21 protein-coding genes are annotated in these 21,201 nt (G+C 63.2%); 7 read left to right on the top strand and 14 right to left on the bottom strand.

Annotation, left to right across the window (positions count from 1 at the left end; translation table 11 throughout):
- Nucleotides 1–6: 6 nt before the first annotated feature.
- Nucleotides 7–900 carry a LysR family transcriptional regulator gene (locus EOA16_RS13625; protein ID WP_127258654.1) on the bottom strand — a complete coding sequence of 298 codons (894 nt, stop codon included), beginning with the start codon at nt 898–900 and terminating at the stop codon, nt 7–9.
- A gap of 128 nt (nt 901–1,028) precedes the next feature.
- On the opposite strand from EOA16_RS13625, the gene EOA16_RS13620 reads away from it, so the two are divergent.
- Complete coding sequence (locus EOA16_RS13620; protein WP_127258652.1) at nt 1,029–2,501, top strand: MFS transporter; 1,473 nt, start codon at nt 1,029–1,031, stop codon at nt 2,499–2,501.
- A 24-nt stretch (nt 2,502–2,525) separates the two neighbouring features.
- On the opposite strand, the gene EOA16_RS13615 is transcribed toward EOA16_RS13620, so the two are convergent.
- From EOA16_RS13615 to EOA16_RS13605, 3 genes are all read right to left on the bottom strand, one after another.
- Nucleotides 2,526–3,023, bottom strand: a complete 498-nt coding sequence (locus EOA16_RS13615) for a MaoC family dehydratase (RefSeq protein WP_127258650.1) — start codon at nt 3,021–3,023, stop codon at nt 2,526–2,528.
- Nucleotides 3,024–3,204: 181 nt separating this feature from the next.
- Nucleotides 3,205–3,633, bottom strand: a complete 429-nt coding sequence (locus tag EOA16_RS13610; protein ID WP_127258648.1) for a phasin family protein — start codon at nt 3,631–3,633, stop codon at nt 3,205–3,207.
- A 111-nt stretch (nt 3,634–3,744) separates the two neighbouring features.
- The gene (locus EOA16_RS13605; protein ID WP_127258646.1) at nt 3,745–5,040 is read right to left on the bottom strand and encodes a DUF445 domain-containing protein; all 1,296 of its coding nucleotides are present in this window, start codon (nt 5,038–5,040) and stop codon (nt 3,745–3,747) included.
- Nucleotides 5,041–5,316: 276 nt separating this feature from the next.
- On the opposite strand from EOA16_RS13605, the gene rirA reads away from it, so the two are divergent.
- Nucleotides 5,317–5,781, top strand: coding sequence for an iron-responsive transcriptional regulator RirA (gene rirA, locus EOA16_RS13600; RefSeq protein WP_109668725.1), 465 nt, complete (start codon nt 5,317–5,319; stop codon nt 5,779–5,781).
- Nucleotides 5,782–5,935: 154 nt separating this feature from the next.
- On the opposite strand, the gene EOA16_RS13595 is transcribed toward rirA, so the two are convergent.
- From EOA16_RS13595 to hemP, 5 genes are read right to left on the bottom strand one after another with little or no spacing between them, the layout of a single operon-like run.
- Nucleotides 5,936–6,727: a heme ABC transporter ATP-binding protein gene (locus tag EOA16_RS13595; RefSeq protein ID WP_127258644.1), complete on the bottom strand. Its 792-nt coding sequence runs from the start codon at nt 6,725–6,727 to the stop codon at nt 5,936–5,938.
- Nucleotides 6,728–6,733: 6 nt separating this feature from the next.
- Nucleotides 6,734–7,831: an iron ABC transporter permease gene (locus EOA16_RS13590; protein WP_127258643.1), complete on the bottom strand. Its 1,098-nt coding sequence runs from the start codon at nt 7,829–7,831 to the stop codon at nt 6,734–6,736.
- 11 nt (nt 7,832–7,842) lie between these two features.
- Nucleotides 7,843–8,751 (bottom strand): hemin ABC transporter substrate-binding protein, encoded by a 909-nt coding sequence (locus EOA16_RS13585; protein WP_127258641.1) that lies wholly within the window; start codon nt 8,749–8,751, stop codon nt 7,843–7,845.
- A gap of 10 nt (nt 8,752–8,761) precedes the next feature.
- The gene (locus tag EOA16_RS13580) at nt 8,762–9,823 is read right to left on the bottom strand and encodes a hemin-degrading factor (RefSeq protein WP_127258639.1); all 1,062 of its coding nucleotides are present in this window, start codon (nt 9,821–9,823) and stop codon (nt 8,762–8,764) included.
- 42 nt (nt 9,824–9,865) lie between these two features.
- Nucleotides 9,866–10,072, bottom strand: a complete 207-nt coding sequence (gene hemP, locus EOA16_RS13575; protein WP_063172343.1) for a hemin uptake protein HemP — start codon at nt 10,070–10,072, stop codon at nt 9,866–9,868.
- A gap of 197 nt (nt 10,073–10,269) precedes the next feature.
- Between hemP and EOA16_RS13570 the strand changes: the two genes are divergently transcribed.
- From EOA16_RS13570 to EOA16_RS13555, 4 genes are all read left to right on the top strand, one after another.
- Complete coding sequence (locus EOA16_RS13570; RefSeq protein WP_127258637.1) at nt 10,270–12,468, top strand: TonB-dependent hemoglobin/transferrin/lactoferrin family receptor; 2,199 nt, start codon at nt 10,270–10,272, stop codon at nt 12,466–12,468.
- 5 nt (nt 12,469–12,473) lie between these two features.
- A complete protein-coding gene (locus EOA16_RS13565; RefSeq protein ID WP_127258635.1) occupies nt 12,474–12,917 on the top strand; it encodes a hypothetical protein in 444 nt (147 codons plus the stop codon).
- Between the two features lie 85 nt (nt 12,918–13,002).
- Complete coding sequence (locus EOA16_RS13560) at nt 13,003–14,016, top strand: TonB family protein (RefSeq protein ID WP_348630318.1); 1,014 nt, start codon at nt 13,003–13,005, stop codon at nt 14,014–14,016.
- A 66-nt stretch (nt 14,017–14,082) separates the two neighbouring features.
- Nucleotides 14,083–14,397: an antibiotic biosynthesis monooxygenase gene (locus EOA16_RS13555; protein ID WP_023812250.1), complete on the top strand. Its 315-nt coding sequence runs from the start codon at nt 14,083–14,085 to the stop codon at nt 14,395–14,397.
- Nucleotides 14,398–14,509: 112 nt separating this feature from the next.
- Here EOA16_RS13555 and putA read toward each other — a convergent pair whose 3' ends face one another.
- Nucleotides 14,510–18,118, bottom strand: coding sequence for a bifunctional proline dehydrogenase/L-glutamate gamma-semialdehyde dehydrogenase PutA (gene putA / locus EOA16_RS13550; RefSeq protein ID WP_127258633.1), 3,609 nt, complete (start codon nt 18,116–18,118; stop codon nt 14,510–14,512).
- A 163-nt stretch (nt 18,119–18,281) separates the two neighbouring features.
- Here putA and EOA16_RS13545 point away from each other — a divergent pair, with 163 nt between their 5' ends.
- Nucleotides 18,282–18,734 (top strand): Lrp/AsnC ligand binding domain-containing protein, encoded by a 453-nt coding sequence (locus EOA16_RS13545; RefSeq protein ID WP_127258631.1) that lies wholly within the window; start codon nt 18,282–18,284, stop codon nt 18,732–18,734.
- Between the two features lie 3 nt (nt 18,735–18,737).
- Here EOA16_RS13545 and EOA16_RS13540 read toward each other — a convergent pair whose 3' ends face one another.
- From EOA16_RS13540 to EOA16_RS13525, 4 genes are read right to left on the bottom strand one after another with little or no spacing between them, the layout of a single operon-like run.
- On the bottom strand, nt 18,738–19,052 hold the full coding sequence (locus EOA16_RS13540; protein ID WP_127258629.1) for a helix-turn-helix transcriptional regulator: 315 nt from the start codon (nt 19,050–19,052) through the stop codon (nt 18,738–18,740).
- A complete protein-coding gene (locus EOA16_RS13535; RefSeq protein ID WP_127258627.1) occupies nt 19,049–19,372 on the bottom strand; it encodes a type II toxin-antitoxin system RelE/ParE family toxin in 324 nt (107 codons plus the stop codon). The genes EOA16_RS13540 and EOA16_RS13535 overlap by 4 nt, the downstream gene beginning before the upstream one ends.
- A 55-nt stretch (nt 19,373–19,427) precedes the next feature.
- A complete protein-coding gene (locus EOA16_RS13530) occupies nt 19,428–20,627 on the bottom strand; it encodes a cytochrome c peroxidase (protein ID WP_127258625.1) in 1,200 nt (399 codons plus the stop codon).
- A gap of 7 nt (nt 20,628–20,634) precedes the next feature.
- Nucleotides 20,635–21,084, bottom strand: coding sequence for a FixH family protein (locus EOA16_RS13525; protein ID WP_127258623.1), 450 nt, complete (start codon nt 21,082–21,084; stop codon nt 20,635–20,637).
- Nucleotides 21,085–21,201: the final 117 nt, after the last annotated feature.

Raw genomic sequence — 21,201 nt, 5'->3', positions numbered from 1 at the left:
ATCACCTCACCGAGACGTCGCACAGACCTCCCGCACGCAGCCGCGCAACCAGCGTTGCGCCGGATCGGCATCGAGGCGCGGGTGCCACAGCATGGAGATGGTGACCTCCGCTGTGGCAACCGGTAGGGGAAAACTGTGCATGCCGGCGCGTGCGCCCTCGGTATGACGCTCGGGCACGCTGGCGATCAGGTCCGACGTGCGGGCCATGGCAAGGGCTGCCGAGAAACCGGAAACCATGCACACGACTGTCCGCTGCAGCCCGCGCAGGTTCAAAGCCTCGTCGATCGGCCCTTTCTCGCGGCCACGCCGTGAAACGCTGATGTGCCGGCCTGCGGCATAGCGCTCCGGCGTCACCGCGCCCTCGGTCAAGGGATGGCCCGTTCGCACGGCGCCAATGAAGCGGTCTCGAAGCAACGCCTGAATGCGCACCTCCGGTCCGGTCTCGCCGGCGACGCCTATGTCCAGGTCGATCGCCGCGTCGCGCAACGACATGACGTCCTTGTCGGACTTCGGTGCAAAGCGCAGCCGCACGCCGGGCGCATCGGCCTGGATACGAGCAACGAGGCGAGGTGCGAACTCTTCGACGAAGCTCTCATTGGTGCGCAGCGTAAAGACCCTGTCCAGGCTCGGGAGATCGAGCAAGGTGGCAGGGCGCAGGAGCGCCTCCGCATCCTGGACGACACGACCAGCCTGCTGTCGCAGTTCTTCCGCACGCGGCGTCGCCACAAGGCCGCGACCGGCGCGAACCAGCAACGGATCGCCCGTAGCCTCGCGCAGCCGCGCCAAAGTGCGGCTCATCGCCGAGGGGCTGAGCCGCAGGCGGCTGGCGGCGCGCGCCACGCTGCCTTCGGTCAGCAGGATATCGAGAGCGAACAGCAAATTGAGATCTGGGGATGTCATCCACAGATGATGGCATGATATGGCGCCAAACGCACGAATAAGATGCAAATGCTGCGCCTTCCGCCACATAGGCCAAGGGAATAGATCTCCAGCAGTTCCGGTTGTGGGACTGATGGAAGGAGATCGCCGTGGCAATCGCTGAGCAAAATCGGAATGAGTACGTGTCGGCGCAGCCACAAACCCAATCTGCCCGCTGGGCGCTGGCAAGCCTGTCGCTCGCCACGCTGCTGTCGTCGCTGGGAACCAGCATTGCCAGCGTCGGGCTGCCGTCGCTGATGCAGAATTTCAGCGCGACGTTCCAGGCCGTGCAATGGGTTGTTCTGGCCTATCTCCTCGCCATCACCACACTGATCGTCAGCGCCGGTCGGCTGGCCGACATGTTCGGGCGCCGATCCTTGCTGCTTGGCGGCATCGCGCTGTTCACATCTGCATCGGTGCTCTGCGGCCTGGCGCCGACGCTGTGGCTGCTGATTGCCGCGCGCGCCGTGCAGGGACTTGGCGCAGCGCTGATGATGGCGCTGACGCTGGCCTTCGTCGCCGAAACCGTGACCAAAGACAGAATCGGCGGTGCCATGGGTCTGCTCGGCGCCATGTCCGCGATCGGCACGACGCTTGGTCCCTCGCTCGGCGGCCTTTTGATCGCCGGCTTCGGCTGGCGGGCGATCTTCCTCGTCAATGTCCCGCTGGGTGTGCTCACCTTCGCTCTTGCCTGGCGTGCCTTGCCGGCACACAGCAAGACAGCGCAGCAGGTCGACCGAGGCGCGTTCGACGTCGTCGGCACCGCCCTGCTGGCCCTGACGCTGGCAGCCTATGCGCTGGCCATGACGCTGGGCAGAGGCAATTTCGGCACGCTCAACATCGGCCTGCTGATCGCTGCCGGCACCGGCGTTCTTCTTTTCGCTGCCGTGCAGGCGAGGGTGAACAACCCCTTGATCCGGCTTGCCAGCTTCCGCGACCTCCCGCTCAGCACCAGTCTGGTCATGAGCCTGATCGTCGCCACGGTGATGATGGCGACCCTGGTGGTGGCTCCGTTCTACCTCTCCCGCGGGCTTGGGCTGGATACCGCAATGGTCGGCCTCGTGCTGTCGACCGGGCCACTCGTCTCGACCCTGTCGGCGCTGGCGGCCGGACGCCTGACCGACCGCTTCGGCGCCCACGCGATGATGGTCGCAGGCCTGCTCAGCCTCACGACAGGCACGTTCCTGCTGTCGCTCGCCATGACCAAACTCGGCATTGCCGGCTATGTCGTTGCGATCACTGTCACCTGCGTCGGCTACGCCCTGTTCCAGACGTCGAACAATGCAGCCGTGATGACCGGTGTTGACGCCGGCCAGCGCGGCGTCGTCTCCGGCCTGCTCAACCTTTCGCGCAATCTCGGGCTGATCACGGGCGCATCGGTGATGGGCGCCATATTCGCCGTCGCATCGGCCGAAGGGCACGAAGGCATTGGTCTTCGGAGCTCGGAGGCCGCCGCCCGGGGAATGCAGGTCACCTTTCAGGCGGCGACGGTGCTTGCGCTGGTCGCGCTGTTCCTCGCGCTGCTCTCGGCCCGCGCCGAGTTCAAGCGGCAGAGGCTGGTGGAAGTATCACAAGACCTCTGATTTGCGCTTCCGGTGAACAGCCTCTCAGGCGCCTGCCCGCTTGCGGCGCTCATAGAGCATGACCAGCGTTTCCGCCGTCAAAGCAGGCTTTTCCTCGCCTTCGATCTCGACCGTGTTGGCGGCCTTCATCAGATACTGGCCGGGGCCCCTGTCCTCCATGGACAGCAGCGTGATGCGCAGTCTGATGCGGGCACCGACCCTGACCGGCGCCAGGAATCGTACCTTGTCGAAGCCATAATTGAAGGCGGCCTGCGTATTCTCGGGCACGATACCCATGCCGAGCGCCAGTGCGCCGATGATCGACAGCGTCAGATAGCCATGCGCGATCGTCGTGCGGAACGGGCTTTGCCGCCGCGCCCTTTCAGGATCGACATGGATCCATTGATGGTCGCCGGTGCATTCGGCGAACTGGTCGATGCGGTTCTGGTCGACCGTCGTCCAATCCGACACACCGAGTTCCTGCCCGGCCATCGTCCTCAACTGGTCGAAGGTCGGCGGCGTTTCAGGCCGTATTTCGTTCATTCCTGGTTTCCCGATCGCTTCCAGAGCCTCCGGACCACGAACTGACGGCCTCTGTCAATTCGCTCTGCGCGAATCCGTTCCGTCGATTTCGGCCACGCCGCCGGCGCAGTCGCAGGTCAAATCGGGCTTTCCGGGCTTCAGGGCGCTGCCGGCAGCAATGAGCCGGCCCCTGCCACATCGGCTACTTCTTCTCGTAGCCGGCGCGGATTTCCTCCATCGCCTCCTTGATGCGGCTGCGCAGGATGTCGACCGATTCGGTGCCGGATTTCTTGACCAGTTCAGCCACTTCGCCGGCATTCTTCAACGCGGCCTCGAAGGACTTTCTGGCAAACTCCGTCTGTTTTGCCATAAGTTCCTGCGGATTGCCCGGCGCCCTGTAGCTTTGCGCCATATCGGTGACCTCGCGCAGCGTATCCTGCAGCATCTCGCGCTGCCTAGACAACAGCGAGGTGGCGCCGGCGGCACCCGCTCGTGCCGATTTCTCCAGCGCTTCGAGGTTCTTGCGATGATGGGCGAGGATCGCCTCGACATCGACATTCGGCACCTTCAGGTCGCGGCCGAACCTGCCGAACATGTCCATGAAGGAATCGGATTCCGGTTGTTTTGCCATGCTTGTCTGCTCCCCTTTGCCGCGGATGCGGGCACCCTCGGATGGAGAATAACACTCGCGTGCCGTGAGTCCATTCGGACGCGGAGGAATGAGCGCCAGACTGGCCGCGCATCAATTCACGAGGAATAGCCGCTCGGCCAAATAGAGCACGACACCGGCGAGCCCGCCGATGATCATGCCGTTGAAGCGGATGTACTGCAGGTCCCGGCCGATGTTCATCTCGATCAGCCGCGTCAGTTGCGCAAGGTCCCAGCGTTTGACCTGGTCGGCGATGAATGTCGACACGCCGGCCTTCTGGCTCTCCACGAACGACGCCAGCGCCACCACGAACCCCTGGTTCATGTCGGCCCGGATCTGCGCATCGCCGGCAAGGTGGCGGCCGACTTCGACGAACATGTTGGCAAGATGTGCACGGATGACCGAATTCGGCGCCTTGGCATCCTGCTCGATGAACTGGCTGAGACTTGCCCACATGTCGCCGGCCAATCCCTTGACCTCCGGACGGGCCAGGAAGTCGCGCTTCAGCTTCTCGGCGCGCTTGGCGTATTGCTTCGATGTCCTCAGCTTTTCGATGAAGCTCTGCGCGAAACGGTCGAATTCGGCACGCATCGGGTGGTCGGGATCGGCCCTCACCTCATCGAGCAGCGAGCCCGCCGAAGCGACGATCTTCTTCAGGAGATAGGCGTCGGCGCGGAACAGGTTGAACAGCGACGGCAGTTCCTCGCGGATCTTTTCGCGCATCGTCGCCAGCGCCTGCTCGTCGTTAAGGAATCGGCCGATCACCTTGGTGAACTCGTCGAACAGTTTCTGGTGGCGGCGGTCGTCGGTCAGGGCCGAGAGCAGCTCGGCGGCCAACGGTGCCAGCGGCACCTTTTCGATCTGTTCGAGCATGCGGCTGGTGACGAAGCCGCGCAGGCCGGATTGTTCGACGGCGGCCAATGTCTGCGGCACCAGCCGCACGACGAAACGCGACAGGCCGGCGGCGCGCTCGGTATCGGCCAGCCAGTCGGCGACCAACGCCGAAAAATCGACCTCGGCGAGCTTTTCACGCACCGGTTCGGGCGCCAGGAAGTTGACCTGGATGAAGCGGCCGAGATTGTCGGCGATGCGGTTCTGGTTCTCGGGGATGATGGCGGTGTGCGGGATCGGCAGCCCCAGCGGTCGCCTGAACAGCGCCACCACCGCGTACCAGTCGGCCAGCCCGCCGATGGTCGCCGCCTCGGCAAAGGCAGCGACGAAGCCGAGCCACGGATGGATGTGCTCGAACGATTTGGCGACCGCAAACACCAGCACGCAAAGCGCCAGCGCGGCCGCCGCGAGGAATTTCGTCCGCCGCAACGCGGAAAGCTTGGCATCCGCTTCGGCATCGAAACGGACCGGCGCCAGGGGCGAAGCCGATTGTGACATGGGTGAGCCGCTCCTCGTCGATCTCAGCCTATTTAGTGTTCCGACGGCCGAAATACCCGCTACAGCGGGGTTTGCCCGGAATCTTCCCCGGCTGCGCACACAAAGTTGAGGAGAAAATTCATCTATTGCGTGAAGCCAGTCTGGAATTATTCCAAGGTATAGGCCATATTCCGCCGAGGCCAATGTGGCGAATCCGGAAATTCGGGTCAAAGCCGCATCAGCAAAAATTTCCAGATCTGGCGTGGTTGCACCGCACCAGTGCCTTGTGAGGACAAAATGCGGCTTACGCGCCAGACCAACTATGCCATGCGCATCTTGATGTATTGCGCGGCAAATGATGACCGATTGAGCCGTATTCCCGAGATCGCGGCCGCCTATTCGGTGTCGGAGCTTTTCCTGTTCAAGATCCTGCAGCCGCTGGTCGAGCACGGCCTCGTCCAGACCGTGCGTGGCAGGAATGGTGGCGTCAAGCTTGGCCGGGCGGCTGAAGCCATCAGCCTCTTCGATGTCGTGCGCGTGACGGAAGAGAGCTTCGCCATGGCCGAATGCTTCGAGAACGACGCCGCCGAATGCCCGCTGGTCGACAGCTGCGCATTGAATTCGGCCCTGCGCGAGGCGCTGAATGCGTTCTTCGCCGTGCTGTCGCGCTACACCATCGCCGATCTGGTGGCGGCGAGGCCGAATGTGCGCAACCTGCTCGGCATCGACATGCTGATGGAGCGCCGCGCCCCGGCTGCCTGAGCAAGTCTCACGGCGTTTGAGTTGGTCTGTTGAGATTCAGGTCAGGCCGAGTCGAGAATGATGGGTTCCGAGAACCGGAACGGAGCGTACGTTTGGGTACGTGAGTACCCGAAGCGCAGGAAACCGCCATTCGCAGGCCGGCCTCACCTGAATATCAATAGACCGCTGATTGCGGCAGGACGAACGGCACGTTGCCTGCCGGCAGCACGCCGACCCTGAGCCGGCAGTCGAACACTTTTTCGATCAGATCATCGCTCAGCACGTCCTGCGGCGACCCGGTGGCGGCCAGCCTGCCACGATGCATGACGAAGATCCGCTCGGCATACATGGCTGTCAGATTGAGGTCGTGCAGGATGGCGACCACGCCGCCGCCCCTTCTGGCGAAGTCGCGGGCAATGTTCATGATGATCAGCTGGTGCTTGATGTCGAGACTGGAAACCGGCTCGTCGAGGAACAGAAAGCGCGGCTTGCCGTCAAGCACCGGCGCCCAGACCTGGCACAGCACGCGCGCGAGCTGAACGCGCTGTTGCTCGCCGCCGGAAAGCTCCTGGTAGAAACGGCCGGCAAAGCCGTCGAGATCGACACGCGCCAATGCCCGTTCCGGCAACCGCGCATCCTCGCCCGGCAAGGCGCCCGAACGGCCGCCGACAAGACCAAGCTTGACCACTTCCCGCACGGTGAACGGGAACGACAGCGTCGTCGCCTGCGGCAGCACCGCGCGATGGACGGCCACCTCTACCGGCTTCATCGTCGAGAGATCTCGGCCGTTGAAGGCGACACGTCCGGTATAGGCGAGTTCGCCGGAGAGTGCTTTGAGAAAGGTCGTCTTGCCCGACCCATTGGGGCCGACGATGGCGGCGATCTCGCCGGGCCGTGCGTGGAAATCGACACCACTGACGATAGGCTTGCCGGCGATATCAACCGAAACATCCTTGGCCTCGATCATCAAGCCTCACAAATCAACCACGCCGCGCTTGCGCAGCAGGATCCAAAGGAAAAACGGCGCGCCCGCTATCGCGGTGACGATGCCTATCGGCAGTTCGGCCGGCGCAACGATGGTGCGTGCGACGGCATCGGCCAGAAGCAGCAGCGAGGCGCCGAGCAGCGCCGACGCCGGCAGCAGATAACGATTGTCCGGACCAATCAGCAGGCGCAGCAGATGCGGTACCACGATGCCGACGAAGCCGATGCCGCCGCTGACGGCGACGGATGCGCCGACCGCAGCGGAGACGCCGACGATAGCCGTGTATTTCAGCCGCTGCACCGGAATGCCGAGATGACCGGCGGTCGCCTCGCCCAGCGCTAGCGCGTTGAGGCCGCGTGCCAGGAACGGCATCGCCGCCAGCGCCAGCACGATGATCGGCCCTACCGACGCGATCTTCGCCCAGGTCGCGCCACCGAGCGATCCGAGTTGCCAGAAGGTCAGGTCGCGCAACTGGCGATCGTCGGCCATGAAGATGAGGATGCCGGTCAGCGCCATGGCGAGCGCCGCGAGCGCGATGCCGGCGAGCAGCATTGTGGCAACCGAGGTTTGCCCCCGCCGCGTCGCGACCTGATAAAGCACCAGCGTGGTGGCGAGCCCGCCACAGAAGGCCGCCAGCGGCAGTGCAAGCGTGCCGAGCAAGGATGTCACCGGAGCCAATATCGTCGCGCCGAGCACGATGACGGCAACCGCTCCAAGGCTCGACCCGGCCGAAACGCCGATCAGGCCGGGATCGGCGAGCGGATTGCGGAACAGCCCCTGCATGACCGCGCCGGAGACTGCCAGCGCCGCGCCGACCAGCATGCCGAGGATGATACGCGGCAGGCGGATATCGTAGACGATCAGGCTGTCGCGGGCACTCAATGCGGCATTCTGGGGCACGATGCCGAACAGCCAGCCGCCGATGACGTTGACGGCCGATGCGTCCGACGCCCCCGACGTCAGCGACAGAAAAACGGCAGCCGCGAGCCCCAGGCACAGCAGAAGGATGACGATTCGGGCGCGGCCCGACCGGTCGCCTTCGGACACGCTTGCCATCACCGGGCCGGCGATCGATTGATCGACCATGATCCGCCCGTTCAGTCCGTGACCTGCCCGCCATAAAGCGAGACAGCGAGGTCGTGGATGGCATCAGCCGTGCGCGGCCCGAAGCCGAGCAGATAGGCGCCGTCGACGCGGATCAGCTTGCGCGCCTTTCCGGCCGGCGTGGAGGCGATCGATGGATTGCCGAACAGTTCGTCGTCCGAGACCGGAGGCCCGGCATTGCTCATCATCAGGATCACGTCAGGCCTGGCGGTTATGATCGCCTCGTCGGACATCTGCTTGTAGCCGGAAAAGCCCTCGACCGCGTTGACGCCGCCAGCCAGCTTGACCATTCCGTCGGCCGCGGTCTCGTTGCCGGCCGCCAGGATCTTGCCGCCCTGTACCGACAGCACGAACAGGATGCGCTTGCGCTCCTTGATCGACGCCGTCTGCTTCTCGGCGGCCGTGAGCTTGGCATCAAGCTCCTTGGCCAGCACCTCGGCCTTAGCGTCGACGCCGAGCGCCTTGCCGATGATGCGGACCTTCTCGAGGATGCCTTCGTGGCTATAGTGCTCGGGCACTTCGATGAACGGCACGCTCGTCTTCTTCAAGACATCGACGGCTTCCTTGGGACCGCTGCCATGCAGCGCCAGGATGCCTGTCGGATTGACCGACAGCACGCCTTCCGGCGACAGCGCGCGCATGTAGCCGACATCGGGCAGCTCAAGCGCCGCTTTTGGGTACCGGCTGGTGGAATCGCGCGCCACCAGATGCTTCTCCTCGCCGAGCGCATAGACAATCTCGGTGATCGAGCCGCCAATGGCCGCTATCTTGGAGGGATCGGCAAACACGGCCGTGCCTTCAGTGGCGCCGACAGGTTGCAGCGCGACAAAAGCCAGAGAAACACCGGCCATCGACCCAAGGATCGATCCGCGCACAGCCGACAGTCCGGGGAAAAAACGCATCTTACTTTCCTCAGGCTACGGTCGGGCTTGGTATGCGCGGCAGGTTTTCCGCCAGGAAGCGCCAGTCGTCACGCTCGCTTTCGCCTTCATGGCGCTTGCCGAAGAACTGGATGATCATCTTGCCGTCGGAATCATAGACCTCGAGCGAGGTGACATGACCGTCCTTGGTCGGCTTGCGCACCGCCCAGATCTCTTGAATGTGGTCGGTGCGCAGATGCAGGTGGAAGGTTTCGTCCAGCACGTTGATCCACGGTCCCATCGGCTTGATCGATTTGATCGGCCCCGAATGGATCTGGATGCAGCCGCGGTTTCCCACAAAGCACATGATCGGCATCTCGCCCTCCGCAGCGTGATGGAACATGGCCCGGACGGCATCATTGTCGAGTTGCCAGGCATAGTCCTGCCCGACCAGGCGCACCGCCTGCTGGCGGCTCAGCTTCAGCGTCTTCAGCATGCCGAAGAACTGGTGCACATCGGTCAGCCGGCTCCAGCGGTCGCGCAGATCGCTAGGATTGGCGGCCGATTCGTCGCCATGGATCTCGTCATCGGGGAGTGGTCCGGAAATGTCGACAGTCGGTTCCTGGTTGGACGATTCGAGCGCGGCGACCAGCTTCTGATAGGCATAGAGGCTGGAGGCCGGCCGCAGATGCACCTTGTGCACGGCCTCACCTGCCGCGTCGAAGAACTGCAGGCTGCGGCGGATCTCGTCGCCGTCGCGCTTTTCGACGGCAAAGCCGTGCGCCCAGACTTTCGGGAAGATGCGCAGGTCGATGTTTTCGCCAAGCACCATGGCATTGTGGTTGCCGGTGACGACCTTGTCATAGACGCCGATCTTTTCGTGCACCGCGCTCTCATTGCGGGTCAGCGCCATGACCTCGCCGACGGCTTCGAGGCCGGTCAGAAGGTCGTTGACGCGCGGCTCGACGCGCACGACGCCGTCGCCGCAATGCGCGGCGACCAGTTCGGCTTCCGAAATGCCGAGCTGGGCGGCCAGATCACGCTCGCGCGTTTTCGGATTGTCTGTCCGTGCCCGCCGGATTTCATGCGGGGCGGGTTTTACGCGCTGGTCCATGTGTCGTCCCTGTTGCCATGCCTTGCTTGTTGAAAATGGGCCTTACTTGTTGAGAATGAGCTTGCCCTGGCGGGTGATCTTCAGCCGGTAGAGCGCGCCATGATGCTCGATGCCGATCTCGTGCTCGCCCTGGAACAGGGTGTTGCTGGAAAGGGTTCGTACCGCCAGCGGAACCCGGTCGAAACGGGGGGAGGCATCGTCGGAACGGCGGACGCGATAGCGAAAATCGTTGGGATTGTGGGTGTTCATCTGGATCGATCCCTTTCCTGTGCCGGGCGTCTGGCTGGGCGTTGCGTAATCCGATTCATTTCTTGACTTGAATAATCATGTTTACTAGTCAGTGCATACCGGATTAAATGAGTCAACATTTAAGACGCCGTACATGATCAAAAATGCCAGCCAGCCCCGTGCCAGCCAGCATGAAACCTGGACTTTGGAGTTGGGGCATGGGGTTGGTGACTTGGGAATGGCGTGGCCGGTCGGCGGCGAACGGCGCGGCGGCTTTGCTGGCAAGCGTGGCGGCGATTGCCTTGTCGGCGCAATTGGCCAACGCCCAGCAGACGGCGCAGCCGACAGATCAAACGAAGAAGGCTGAAGAGGAAGAGGCCGCACCGGGGGGAGCGACACTGCTCGACAAGATCCTCGTTATCAGCCGCACCGGCGAGACGGCAATCGAATCGCTGGCATCGGCCAGCCATGTCGGCCAGGAACAGCTCGACCGCCGAATGGCGACGACGCCCAACGAGATGCTGCTCGGCGTGCCCGGTGTCGCCGCCCAGGCCGACGCCAGGCGCGTCAGCACCAGCATCAACATCCGCGGCTTGCAGGATTTCGGTCGCGTCGCGGTCATCGTCGACGGCGCCCGTCAGAACTTCCAGCGTTCCGACCACGGCACGCAGTCGACCTTCTACATCGACCCCGAACTCGTCAAATCCGTGGATGTTATCCGCGGTCCTGTCGCCAACACCTACGGCTCGGGCGCCATCGGCGGCGTCGTCTTCTTCGACACCAAGGACGCCGGGGATTTCCTCAAGCCGGAAGAAACATGGGCCGGCTCCGTCACGGGACGCTATGAGAGCAACGGCAAGGGCTGGACATCAAGCGCATCCAGTGCCTACGGCCTCAACGAGAACTGGGATGTGCTCGGCAACATCGTCTACCGCAACTATGACGACTACAAGGATGGCGGTGGCGACACCGTCAAGGGCACCGGCTTCGATGTGCTTAGCGGCCTGCTCAAGACCACCATCCGGCCGACCGACAACAGTGAACTGAAGCTCGGCTGGGTCGGCTCAAGCGACGGCTGGAACGAGATCAGCGGCGGCGTGCCGGTTAACGACGTCGACCTGAAGTCGAACACCTTCACGGCGCGCTACAATATTACCGATGAGGACAAGAGCTGGCTCGATCTCCACATCAACACCTCCTACAACAAGACCAACCTCGATCTGACCAGCCTTGTCCCGCAAAACCGCTTTGATCCGGTCACCGGCCTTCCCGTTGTCTTGCCGGCGGGATCGCAGTCGACATTCGACGTTGGCACCACCGGCATCGACATCTGGAACACGTCCCGGTTCGAGACCGGCAATGTCGCACATGAATTGACCTATGGCGGCGACTGGGCTGGCGACAATGTCAAGACAGGCGGCACCGCCGGCGGCGACAGCTTCTACACGCCGTCGGGCAAGCGCAACGTCTCCGGCTCCTATGTCCAGGACAAGCTCGCCTGGGAGTGGCTCGAAGTCATTGCCGGGCTGCGTTACGACAATTACAGCCTCAAAGATGACACCCACGACATTTCTGGCGACAGGGTATCGCCGCGCATCACCGTCGGCGTCTCCCCGTTCGAATCCGCGAGCCTTGCCGGCCTTCAGTTTTATGGCACCTACGCCGAGGGCTATCGCTCGCCATCGATTACCGAGACGCTGATCAGCGGCAATCATCCGGCAGGCGTCAGCTTTCCGTTCCTGCCCAATCCCAATCTGCGGCCTGAGACCGGCAAGACGACCGAATTCGGCATCAACTACAAGCAGAACGATATCCTCGAGGCCGGCGACGCGTTCCGTCTCAAGGCGGCCTATTTCGACAATGATGTCGATGACTACATCGATGGCGTGACGCTGTCGGCATTCGACCCGACGAGCGGCTGCCCGTTCGGCCCCGGCATCCCGATCTGCTTCCAGTATCAGAATTTCGCCAAGGCCAAGATCAACGGCTTCGAACTGGAGGGCGTTTACGACGCGGCATGGGGCTATGCCGGACTTTCAGCCTCCATCATCAATGGTCATACGATATCGTATGAAGGCGACCGGGCGGATCTCGCCACGATCCCCTCATCCCAGGTCACCGCGCAGCTCGGCTTGCGCTTCCTCGAGGACAAGCTGACTGTCGGCGGCGAAGTGCAATACAATGGCAAGCCGAAGGGCAATCCGATCGCCGAGGACTATACGCTGGTCAATGCCTTTGCCAGCTACCAGGCGACGGACAATTTGAAGATTGATTTCCGCGCCGACAATCTGTTCGACGTCAAATACGCCAACCCGCTCAACGTCACGACCGCCGGCCAGCCGCCGCAGCCGGTCTTCGCGGCCTACGAGCCCGGCATAACGCTGAAGCTAGCGGCAACGATGCGGTTTGGAGGCTGATTGCCATGACGAGCTTGACGACATCCCTTCGTCTGCTGACCTCAACGCTGGCGATGTCGCTTGCGATGATTCCGGCGTGGGCGCAAGGGTCCGCGCCGGTCCCCGCGCTCAGCCTCGAACTCAATGGTGCGCAACCTTCCGACAAGGGTTGCCGCCTGACGTTCGTGGTCAACAACAATCTCGGCGCCGACCTGTCCAAGGCGGCGTTCGAGATCGCCTTGTTCAACGAGGCCGGCGTCGTCGACCGGCTGACCGTGCTCGACTTCAAGGAACTGCCGGTGGGCAAGACCAAGGTGACACGTTTCGATCTGGCCGGCACCGAATGTTCGAAAGTCAGCCGCGTGCTGATCAACAGCGCGACCGAATGCACCGGTACCGGCGTCGAACCGAACGCCTGCATGCGAAAGCTGAAGACAGGCACCAAGACCGGGATCGCTTTCGGAGTCTGATGTGGGACTGCATCCTGCATTCCCGCGAAACACCGTGGCGTGGCCGATTGCCCGCCACGGCCGGTTGCCGGCGAACGATCTTGATTTGACAATTCTGCTCTTGTCGCTGCAGGTCTCGCGGCGAGACATGCAGGATATCAACCCCCTCCCCGCAGCCAGCGTCGAGCTGCCGATAACGCCAATCGAGCCGCTCGCGCTGCCGCGGCCATCGGCCTGGAACCGCAAATGGACGGCGGCGGTCGTCGTCTCCTGTCTGCTCCATGCCGCGGTGGCGGCGGCTTTTCTGATCTCGCCTACGGGGATTTCCAACTTCCAAGATGCCGAGCAGCCGGAAGGCAGTGAACAGTCGGGCACCAACGTGGTCGGCAGCGCGCTGGACAAGGACCCGGCGGCAATAAGCGTTGCACTGGTGCCGAACCCGCAACCGGCCAAACCACAGCGAGCAACGCCGCCCAAGCCAACGCCGCCAACAGAGCCTTCTCGACCAGCCGGGGAAGCGGCAAAGCCGCCGACCAAGCCTTTACCGGAACCTGTTAAACAGCCAGCGGTGACGCCGGACATATTGGTGACCGGCGCCCCTCGCCCCGATGACCAGAGCGTGGCTCCCAAGGCCGAAACACCGGCGCAGCCGACCGTTCAGCCCGAGAGCACCGAAGTGCCCGTCGCGGTTCCAGAACAGCCGCCGATCCCCAGCGCCAGGCCAGATCCGGCGGTTGCCCCTTCAAAGACGGCGGGTGAGAAGCGAGGCACGGCGGATGGTCAGGACCGGTTGGCGCAGGCCGCCAGCAAGGGCAACAAGCAGAAAGAGGCAGGCAGTGCCGCGGAAGACAACTACCGCAGCGACGTCATCAGAAAGCTCAGCCGCGTCAATCGTGCGGTGCCGCCTTCGGTGCAATTGACCGCCCGCAACAATGCCGTCGTGACATTCGTCATCGGCAGCCGTGGCGGCATTGACGAGCTGCGCATTCTGCAAAGCTCCGGATCGCCAAATTTCGATCAGGTCGTGCTCGGCATCGTGCGCAAGGCGGCACCCTTCCCACCCATTCCGCCGAAGGTCGGCGACAGTCTTGTGTTCACCGGCGCGATCGGTCCGTTTTGAGAGCCCCGCCTCGCCGCTCGAACATCCGTCAATCATCACAGTTCACCAACATTGAAAGGAACCGCCATGTACATCGCCATGAACCGCTTCAAGGTGCAGACCGGCTCGGAGAACGATTTCGAAGCCGTGTGGAAGAACCGCGATTCCAGCCTCGCGGAGATGAAGGGTTTTCGGGAATTCCATTTGCTGCGTGGCCCTGTCAACGAGACCGAAGGCTACACGCTGTTTGCATCGCACACGGTGTGGGCAAGCCACGAGGATTTCATCGCCTGGACCAAGTCGGAGAATTTCCGCGCCGCCCATCGAAATGTCGGCACGACAAAAGTCCACTATCTCGGCCACCCTCAGTTCGAGGGTTTTTCGGTCGTCGAAGGCGCGTAATGCATGTCGCCCAAAAGTGGTCCCGGTTTTGAGACAACGACATGCATAAAAAGAGTTAGAACCATTCATCGTTTCCACGAAACGGTGAATGGCGCGTAACGACTGGTCGGGGTCAAGCCCCGGCCAGCAGGCTCGCATTGCCGCCGGCGGCGGTGGTGTCGACGCAGACAGCACGCTCATGCGCATAGGCCGCCGGGTTCAGCACTTCGCTGACCAGCGGCACGATCGGGCCTGAGCGGTCGGCGATGACCTTGCGCACGATGCGCGCGGCCTCGAGCGTACCGGAAAAAGCGACGACGTCGACGCGCAGCGAGCGCGCCTCGACCGGATCCGGCCGACCATCGATGGCGGCCAGCGGCAGGCCCTTGCCGGTCAGCGCGGAAAGGGCAGCCGGTGCGCCGGGCGCCACCGCCAGCACCGCATTGCCGGCGGCGAGTGCCTGGATCGTCTGCGCGAGCAGCGTGTCGCCATCAGGACCAAGGCACAGCACCCGTCCGCGTGGCGACAGCGACAGCGTGTTGGCCTCGCCGGTCGGTCCGGGCAGGTCGACCTGGCCGAAGTCGATGCCGGCGGCGGCACCAATGGCAGCGGCACCCTTGCCGCGCAGATGCTTCCTCAGAATGGCGATCCGGTCGGGCCGTGTCGACCAGCCGCCAAGCGTCGGATCGGGCAGATTGTCGGCAAGTTCGGTCGCCGTGACCTTATGGCCATCCTGCAAATGGGTGCCGGCCTCCGGGCCCTTGCGGAAGCGTCGGAGATAGTGCGGACCGCCGGCCTTGGGTCCGGTGCCGGAAAGCCCCTCGCCGCCAAAGGGCTGCGACCCGACGACGGCGCCGATCTGGTTGCGGTTGACATAGATGTTGCCGGCATGGATGCCGTCGACGAAATGCTGCACGCGGCCCTCGATGCGGGTGTGCAGCCCGAAGGTCAGCCCATAGCCCTTTCGGTTGATGGCGGCGATGACCGCGTCGATCTGATCGGCATCGAAGGTGGCGACATGCAGCACCGGCCCGAACACCTCGCGCTCCATGTCCTCGATACCCTTGACCCGGAAAACATGCGGCGCGACGAAGCGACCTTCTTTCGGTGCCTCGAGCTTGGCGATCAGCCGGCCCTGCAGACCCATCTTCGTGCAGTACTCGCGGATCGAGCTCTGTGCCTCGTCGTCGATGACCGGGCCGACATCGGTCGAAATCCGCCAGGGATCGCCGACATTGAGCGCCTCCATGGCGCCCTTCAGCATCTCCAGCATCTTCTTCTCGACGTCCTTCTGCACATAAAGCACGCGCAGCGCCGAGCAGCGCTGGCCAGCACTCTGGAAGGCCGAGGCCAGGATGTCGCGCACCGCCTGTTCGGGCAGCGCGGTGGAATCGACGATCATGGCGTTGAGGCCGCCGGTCTCGGCGATCAGCATGGCGTCGGGCGCGGCCGTCTCGGCCAATTGCTTCTCGATCAGCTTGGCAACCTCGGTCGAGCCGGTAAAGCAAACGCCGGCAATGCGCGGATCTGATGTCAGCGGCCCGCCGACCGATGGGCCGTCGCCCGGCAGAAGCTGGATGACATCTTCCGGCACGCCTGCCTCGCGCAGCAGTTCGACAGCGCGGAAGGCGATCAGCGGCGTCTGCTCGGCCGGCTTGGCGATCACCGAATTGCCGGTGACAAGTGCTGCGGCGATTTGGCCGGTGAAAATGGCGAGCGGGAAATTCCACGGCGAAATGCAGACGATGGCGCCGCGCGCTTGCGTGCCCGCCTCGGCATTGGCCGCCTCGGTAACGTAGTAGCGCAGGAAGTCGACAGCCTCGCGCACTTCGGCCACACCGTCGGCCAGCGATTTGCCGGCCTCGCGGGTAGCGAGTGCAAAGAACTCGACGGCATTGGCCTCATAGAGATCGGCGGCGCGGTTGAGGATGGCAGCGCGCTCGGCGACGGGGCGTTTTGCCCAGGCTGGCTGCGCTTCCACCGCAAAGCGCACGGCGGTCGCGACCTGCTTGGCAGCCGCTTCGCTGACCGTACCGACCATTTCGGAAGGCTTTGCCGGATTGACGATCGGACGCTGCTTGCCGTAGCCGGCAGCCCGCGTGATCGGCTTGGCGTGCCAGCGGTCGGGTCCCGCGAAGGCCGCCCTGGCCTTGTCGATCGCCGCCAGCGTCACCGTGTCGGTGATGTCGAATCCTCTCGAATTGCGACGGCCGGCTCCAAAAATCTGGGAAGGCCGGGCAATCGCCGGATTGGCTGCTGGACCCTGGTTCTCGACCGTTTCGAGCGGATCGCGCGCAATGTCCTCCGGCTCGACATCCTCGTCGGTCAACTGGTGCACGAAGGAGGAGTTGGCGCCGTTCTCCAGCAGCCGGCGGACCAGATAGGCCAGCAGATCGGAATGCGCGCCGACCGGTGCATAGATGCGGCAGCGTGTGCCTTCGGACCGGCGCACCGTCTCGTGCAGCGCCTCGCCCATGCCGTGCAGGCGCTGGAACTCGAAAGAGTCGCGATTGTCAGTCATCGACAGTATGGCGGCGACCGTATGCGCGTTGTGGGTGGCGAATTGCGGATAGATGCGGTCGGTCATGCCAAGCAGTTTCTTGGCGCAAGCCATGTAGGAGACGTCGGTGTTGGCCTTGCGGGTGAAGACGGGATAGCCGGTAAGTCCGAGCGTCTGCGCCCGCTTGATCTCGGTGTCCCAATAGGCGCCCTTGACCAGCCGCACCATGATGTTGCGGTCATATTTCTTGGCCAGCGCATAGAGCCAGTCGATGGCAAAGGCCGCGCGCGGCCCATAGGCCTGGACGACGACGCCAAAGCCGTTCCAGCCGGCGAGCTCCGGCTCAGCCAGCACCCGCTCGATGACATCGAGCGACAGATCGAGGCGATCGGCCTCCTCGGCATCGATGTTGAGACCCATGCGCGAATGGCGCGCGGCAAGCGCCAGCGACAAAAGCCGCTCGGCCATGACCGGCAGCATCTCTTCCTTCTGCGCCACCTCATAACGCGGATGCAGCGCCGAAAGCTTGACCGAGATGCCGTGGTTCTGCCTGATATCGGGACCGTTGGAGCCGGAATCGAGCGACGAAATCGCGTCGGCATAGGCCTTGTGATAGCGCAAGGCGTCGGCCTCGGTGCGGGCCGCTTCGCCCAACATGTCGAAGGAATAGAGATAGCCCTTCTGCGTCATCGGCCGGCCGCGCTTGACGGCTTCAGTGATGGTGCGGCCGAGCACGAACTGCTCGCCCATCTCGCGCATGGCGGCGGCCACCGCCTTGCGGATGACCGGCTCGCCCAGCCGCCGCACCATCGAGCGCAGCGTGCCCTCGATGCCGCCCTCGCCCTCATCGAGGACGCGGCCGGTCAGCATCAGCGCCCAGGTCGAGGCGTTGACGAAGATGGAGCTCGAACCGCCCGAATGGGCCGACCAGTCGTGTGGCGCGATCTTGTCGGCGATGAGGTCGTCCATCGTCTCGGTATCGGGCACGCGTAACAGTGCCTCGGCTAGGCACATCAGCGCGACGCCTTCCTTGGTGGAGAGACCATACGCCGAGAGGAAGACTTCCATCAGCCTTGGATCGGACGAACCGCGCACCGCCCGCACCAGATCGGCGGCCCGGGCCGAAATCGCGTCACGGTCTCTCCGGGAAAGCCCCGTCGCTTCAGCCAGCCGCTTCACGGCCTCGTCTTCGTCGGGCAGATAGTTGGCGCGGATCTGCTGACGGATGGTATCGAGCGGCATGGCGGTCCCATGGATCGAGCAAAAGGGAGCGGGCCGGCGGTCACCGGACCGAATGGCGCAAGCTAGCACAGCTGCGAAATTTCGACCGGTCCAAAGAAATCGACATTGAAGGTCATTCGATCTATCTTAATGGCTCAGAATTGACATGTAGACTGCATTTTCGATGACAGAAGACCAATTGGACCGCATCGACAGGAACATCCTGTCGGCGCTGGCAAGCGATGGCCGGCTTTCCATGTCCGAACTGGCGACAAAGGTCGGCCTGTCGAAGACGCCGGTGCAGGCGCGGGTGAAGCGGCTTGAGAAGGACGGCTATATCAGAGGCTACCAGGCGATCATCGACCGCGAGCGGATGGGCGAAGGCCATGTCGCATTCGTCCAGGTGAAATTGTCCGACACCAGATCCGCTGCGCTCGACGCCTTCAACCGATCCGTGCAGGCCGTGCCGGAGATCGAGCAGTGCCACATGATGGCGTCGAGCTTCGATTATCTGCTGAAGGTGCGTACCCGGGATATCGCCGCCTACCGTCGCGTTCTGGGCGAGCGCATCTCGGCTCTGCCCCATGTCGCACAGACCTCGACCTTCGTGGCAATGGAGACGGTGAAGGATCGGTAGAGGTCAATGACCGGTGCGCGACTTCGGCTCCGCTGGTTCGAAGCTGATGCGGAGTTTTGAACCAGTCGCCTTGGCGAAGCGCTGCAAGGTCCGGGTCGAAGGCATGTTTCGACCACTCTCCAAACGAGCAATTACGGCCTGTGTCGTCCCCATCGCGGTGGCGACCTCTTCTTGCGTCATGTCAGCCTCGCCTCGGGCCTTGATCAACGCTTCGGCGATTGCGAACTCCTCTTCCAAGGCTTCGTACTCGGCAACGAATTCCGGGTCCTTGAACCATTCCTTGGCGACGTCCTCAACGGGGATTGTTTTCCGGCTCATAGAACCTCCTTCGCTCGCTTAAGAGCCAACTCGATCTCGCTTCTTGGCGTCTTCTGGGTCTTCTTGGCGAACACTCGCACCACAACCACACGGCGCTCGGCCGCAGTCACATAGACTGCCCGGGCAATGCCATCTCGGCCCTTCATGCGCATCTCCCAAAGCCTACCTTCCAAGTGCTTGATGTATGGCTCGTGGACTTTCTGCAGCCCGTGCGCCTCGATCAAACGCGATATTCGCAGAAAGCTGGCCAAGATATCTTTCGGTTGATCCTCAAGCTCCCGTTTCACCTCAATATTGAGAAATACGACCGACCAGCTCATCGTATTATATATACCTTTTTTGCAATATTCCTTCAACCATTGATCGCTGGCTAAGTCATTCCGAAAGCGTCTTCAGGAAAACCACCAGCGCCGCACGCTCACGATCCGACAGTTCGAGCGGATGAACCTCGGATGTCCCCTCGACGCTGGGCACCGCCTTGGCATAGTGCGCCACCACCTCGTCAAGCGATGAAAACTGCCCTGCGTGCATATAGGGCGGCCGCGTTGCCGCTCCGCGCAGCGACGGCGTCTTGTAAGCGCGAACAAGCTCCGGCGCGTCCCTGACCATGAAGCGCAACTCGCCGCAGGCTGCGGCGGCGCCGTCGCGAAAAGCGCCGAAGCAGTTGAACGGGTCGGCATCGACTTGGCGCACGGCATCGATTCGGCCACGATCCGGCGGCAAATCCGCAACGGGCGGCACACCGGTGTTGTGAAAGCCGCTGTCGGTGAAGCGCGGGCCTTCATGGCAGGTCACGCAATTGGCCTTGCCGATGAACAGTTTCAGGCCAAGGATTTCTTCCCTGGAAAAGACCGCGTCGCCTTTCGTTTCGGCGCCGGTCGCCAGATCCAGCGCGAAGCGATCGAAGCGGGTCTGCGCCGGCTCGATCGAGCGTTCGAAAGCCGCGATCGCCTTGCCGATATTGGCGAAAACACGGTTGACGTCCTCGGCCTCGTCGTCGGGCATAGCATTCCATGCCGCCTTCTCGGCATCGGTGCCGAGCGGACTGGCATTGGCAGGTACCGTCGACAGGTCAGGCAGCGGTCCGAAGATGCGCTCATAGCGCTCACCGAAGCGCGCCTTGATGTAATGCGCGTAAGCGGTGCGGTTTCCCGCCTGCTCCAGTGGGTTTTCGAGCGGCGTCAGCGCTTGCGCCCACAGGCTGTCGCGGCGGCCGTCCCAGAAGAACCAGGGATCGCGCGCCACGCCGGCCAGCGGCATGGTACGCCGGTTGGTGTGGCCGACGCCGACCGCTTGCGGCAGGTCGTCCTGGAACTGGCGGTCGATCTTGTGGCAGGTCGAGCAGGACACTGTGCCGTCACGGCTCATGCCCTGATCGAAGAACAGCGTCGAGCCGAGTGCGGCGGCGGCCGGCACGTCGGCAAAACGGTTGGTGGTGTCGGGTTTCAGCGGCGGCAATGCCGACAGCGCCAGCGAGGCGATGGTCTTCTTCTCGGCGTCGGAAAAGTCAGGCTTGCCGCAACCGGCAAGGACAACGGCAACCATCAGCGCCAGAAAACGTGAAAGCCACCTCATTTCTTGCTCACAGAACCACGTTGAACAGCACCGTGTCGGAGCCGGCGGTGGCCGAAATGGCGAAATGCACCTGCCACCAGCCGCTCATGGTGAATTTCACCCCTTCGATCCGGTAGCGCCCGTCGCCGAGATAGTCGGTCGCCTGCGGGCTGGTTGGCAGGCCGTGACTGTGAAGCGGCATGCCGCCGGAAATCGCGATGGCGGCACCTTCCACCGGAACTCCTGCCTTTGTCTTCAAGGTCAGCAGCCAGGATTGCAGTTCGCCCTGCCGCACGACACCTCGCTCCGGCGCGAAGCTTGCCACGAACAGCGCGTTGGCGGTGTTCTTCGTCCGCGAGACATCAGGGCCGGCTGGCAGCGACGACCGCGGCGCCGTCAGGAAGACGACCGCGAGAATGCCGACCAGCAAGGCAGCCAGACCAAGACCCGCCAGAAGATAACGCCATATCGATGCCAAACCGGTTCCTCTTCTGCAGACAACGCTCTGCCGAACGGATCGCATCCCGCCAGCCTGTGGGAAAACGCTGTGGCGGAAAAAACCCTGCTTGCCAAGCATGGCGCTGCCGATGGCAAA

The sequence above is a fragment of the Mesorhizobium sp. M7A.F.Ca.US.008.03.1.1 genome, assembly GCF_003997495.1.
Lineage (GTDB): Bacteria > Pseudomonadota > Alphaproteobacteria > Rhizobiales > Rhizobiaceae > Mesorhizobium.
This window is presented reverse-complemented; position numbering and strand designations above follow the sequence as displayed.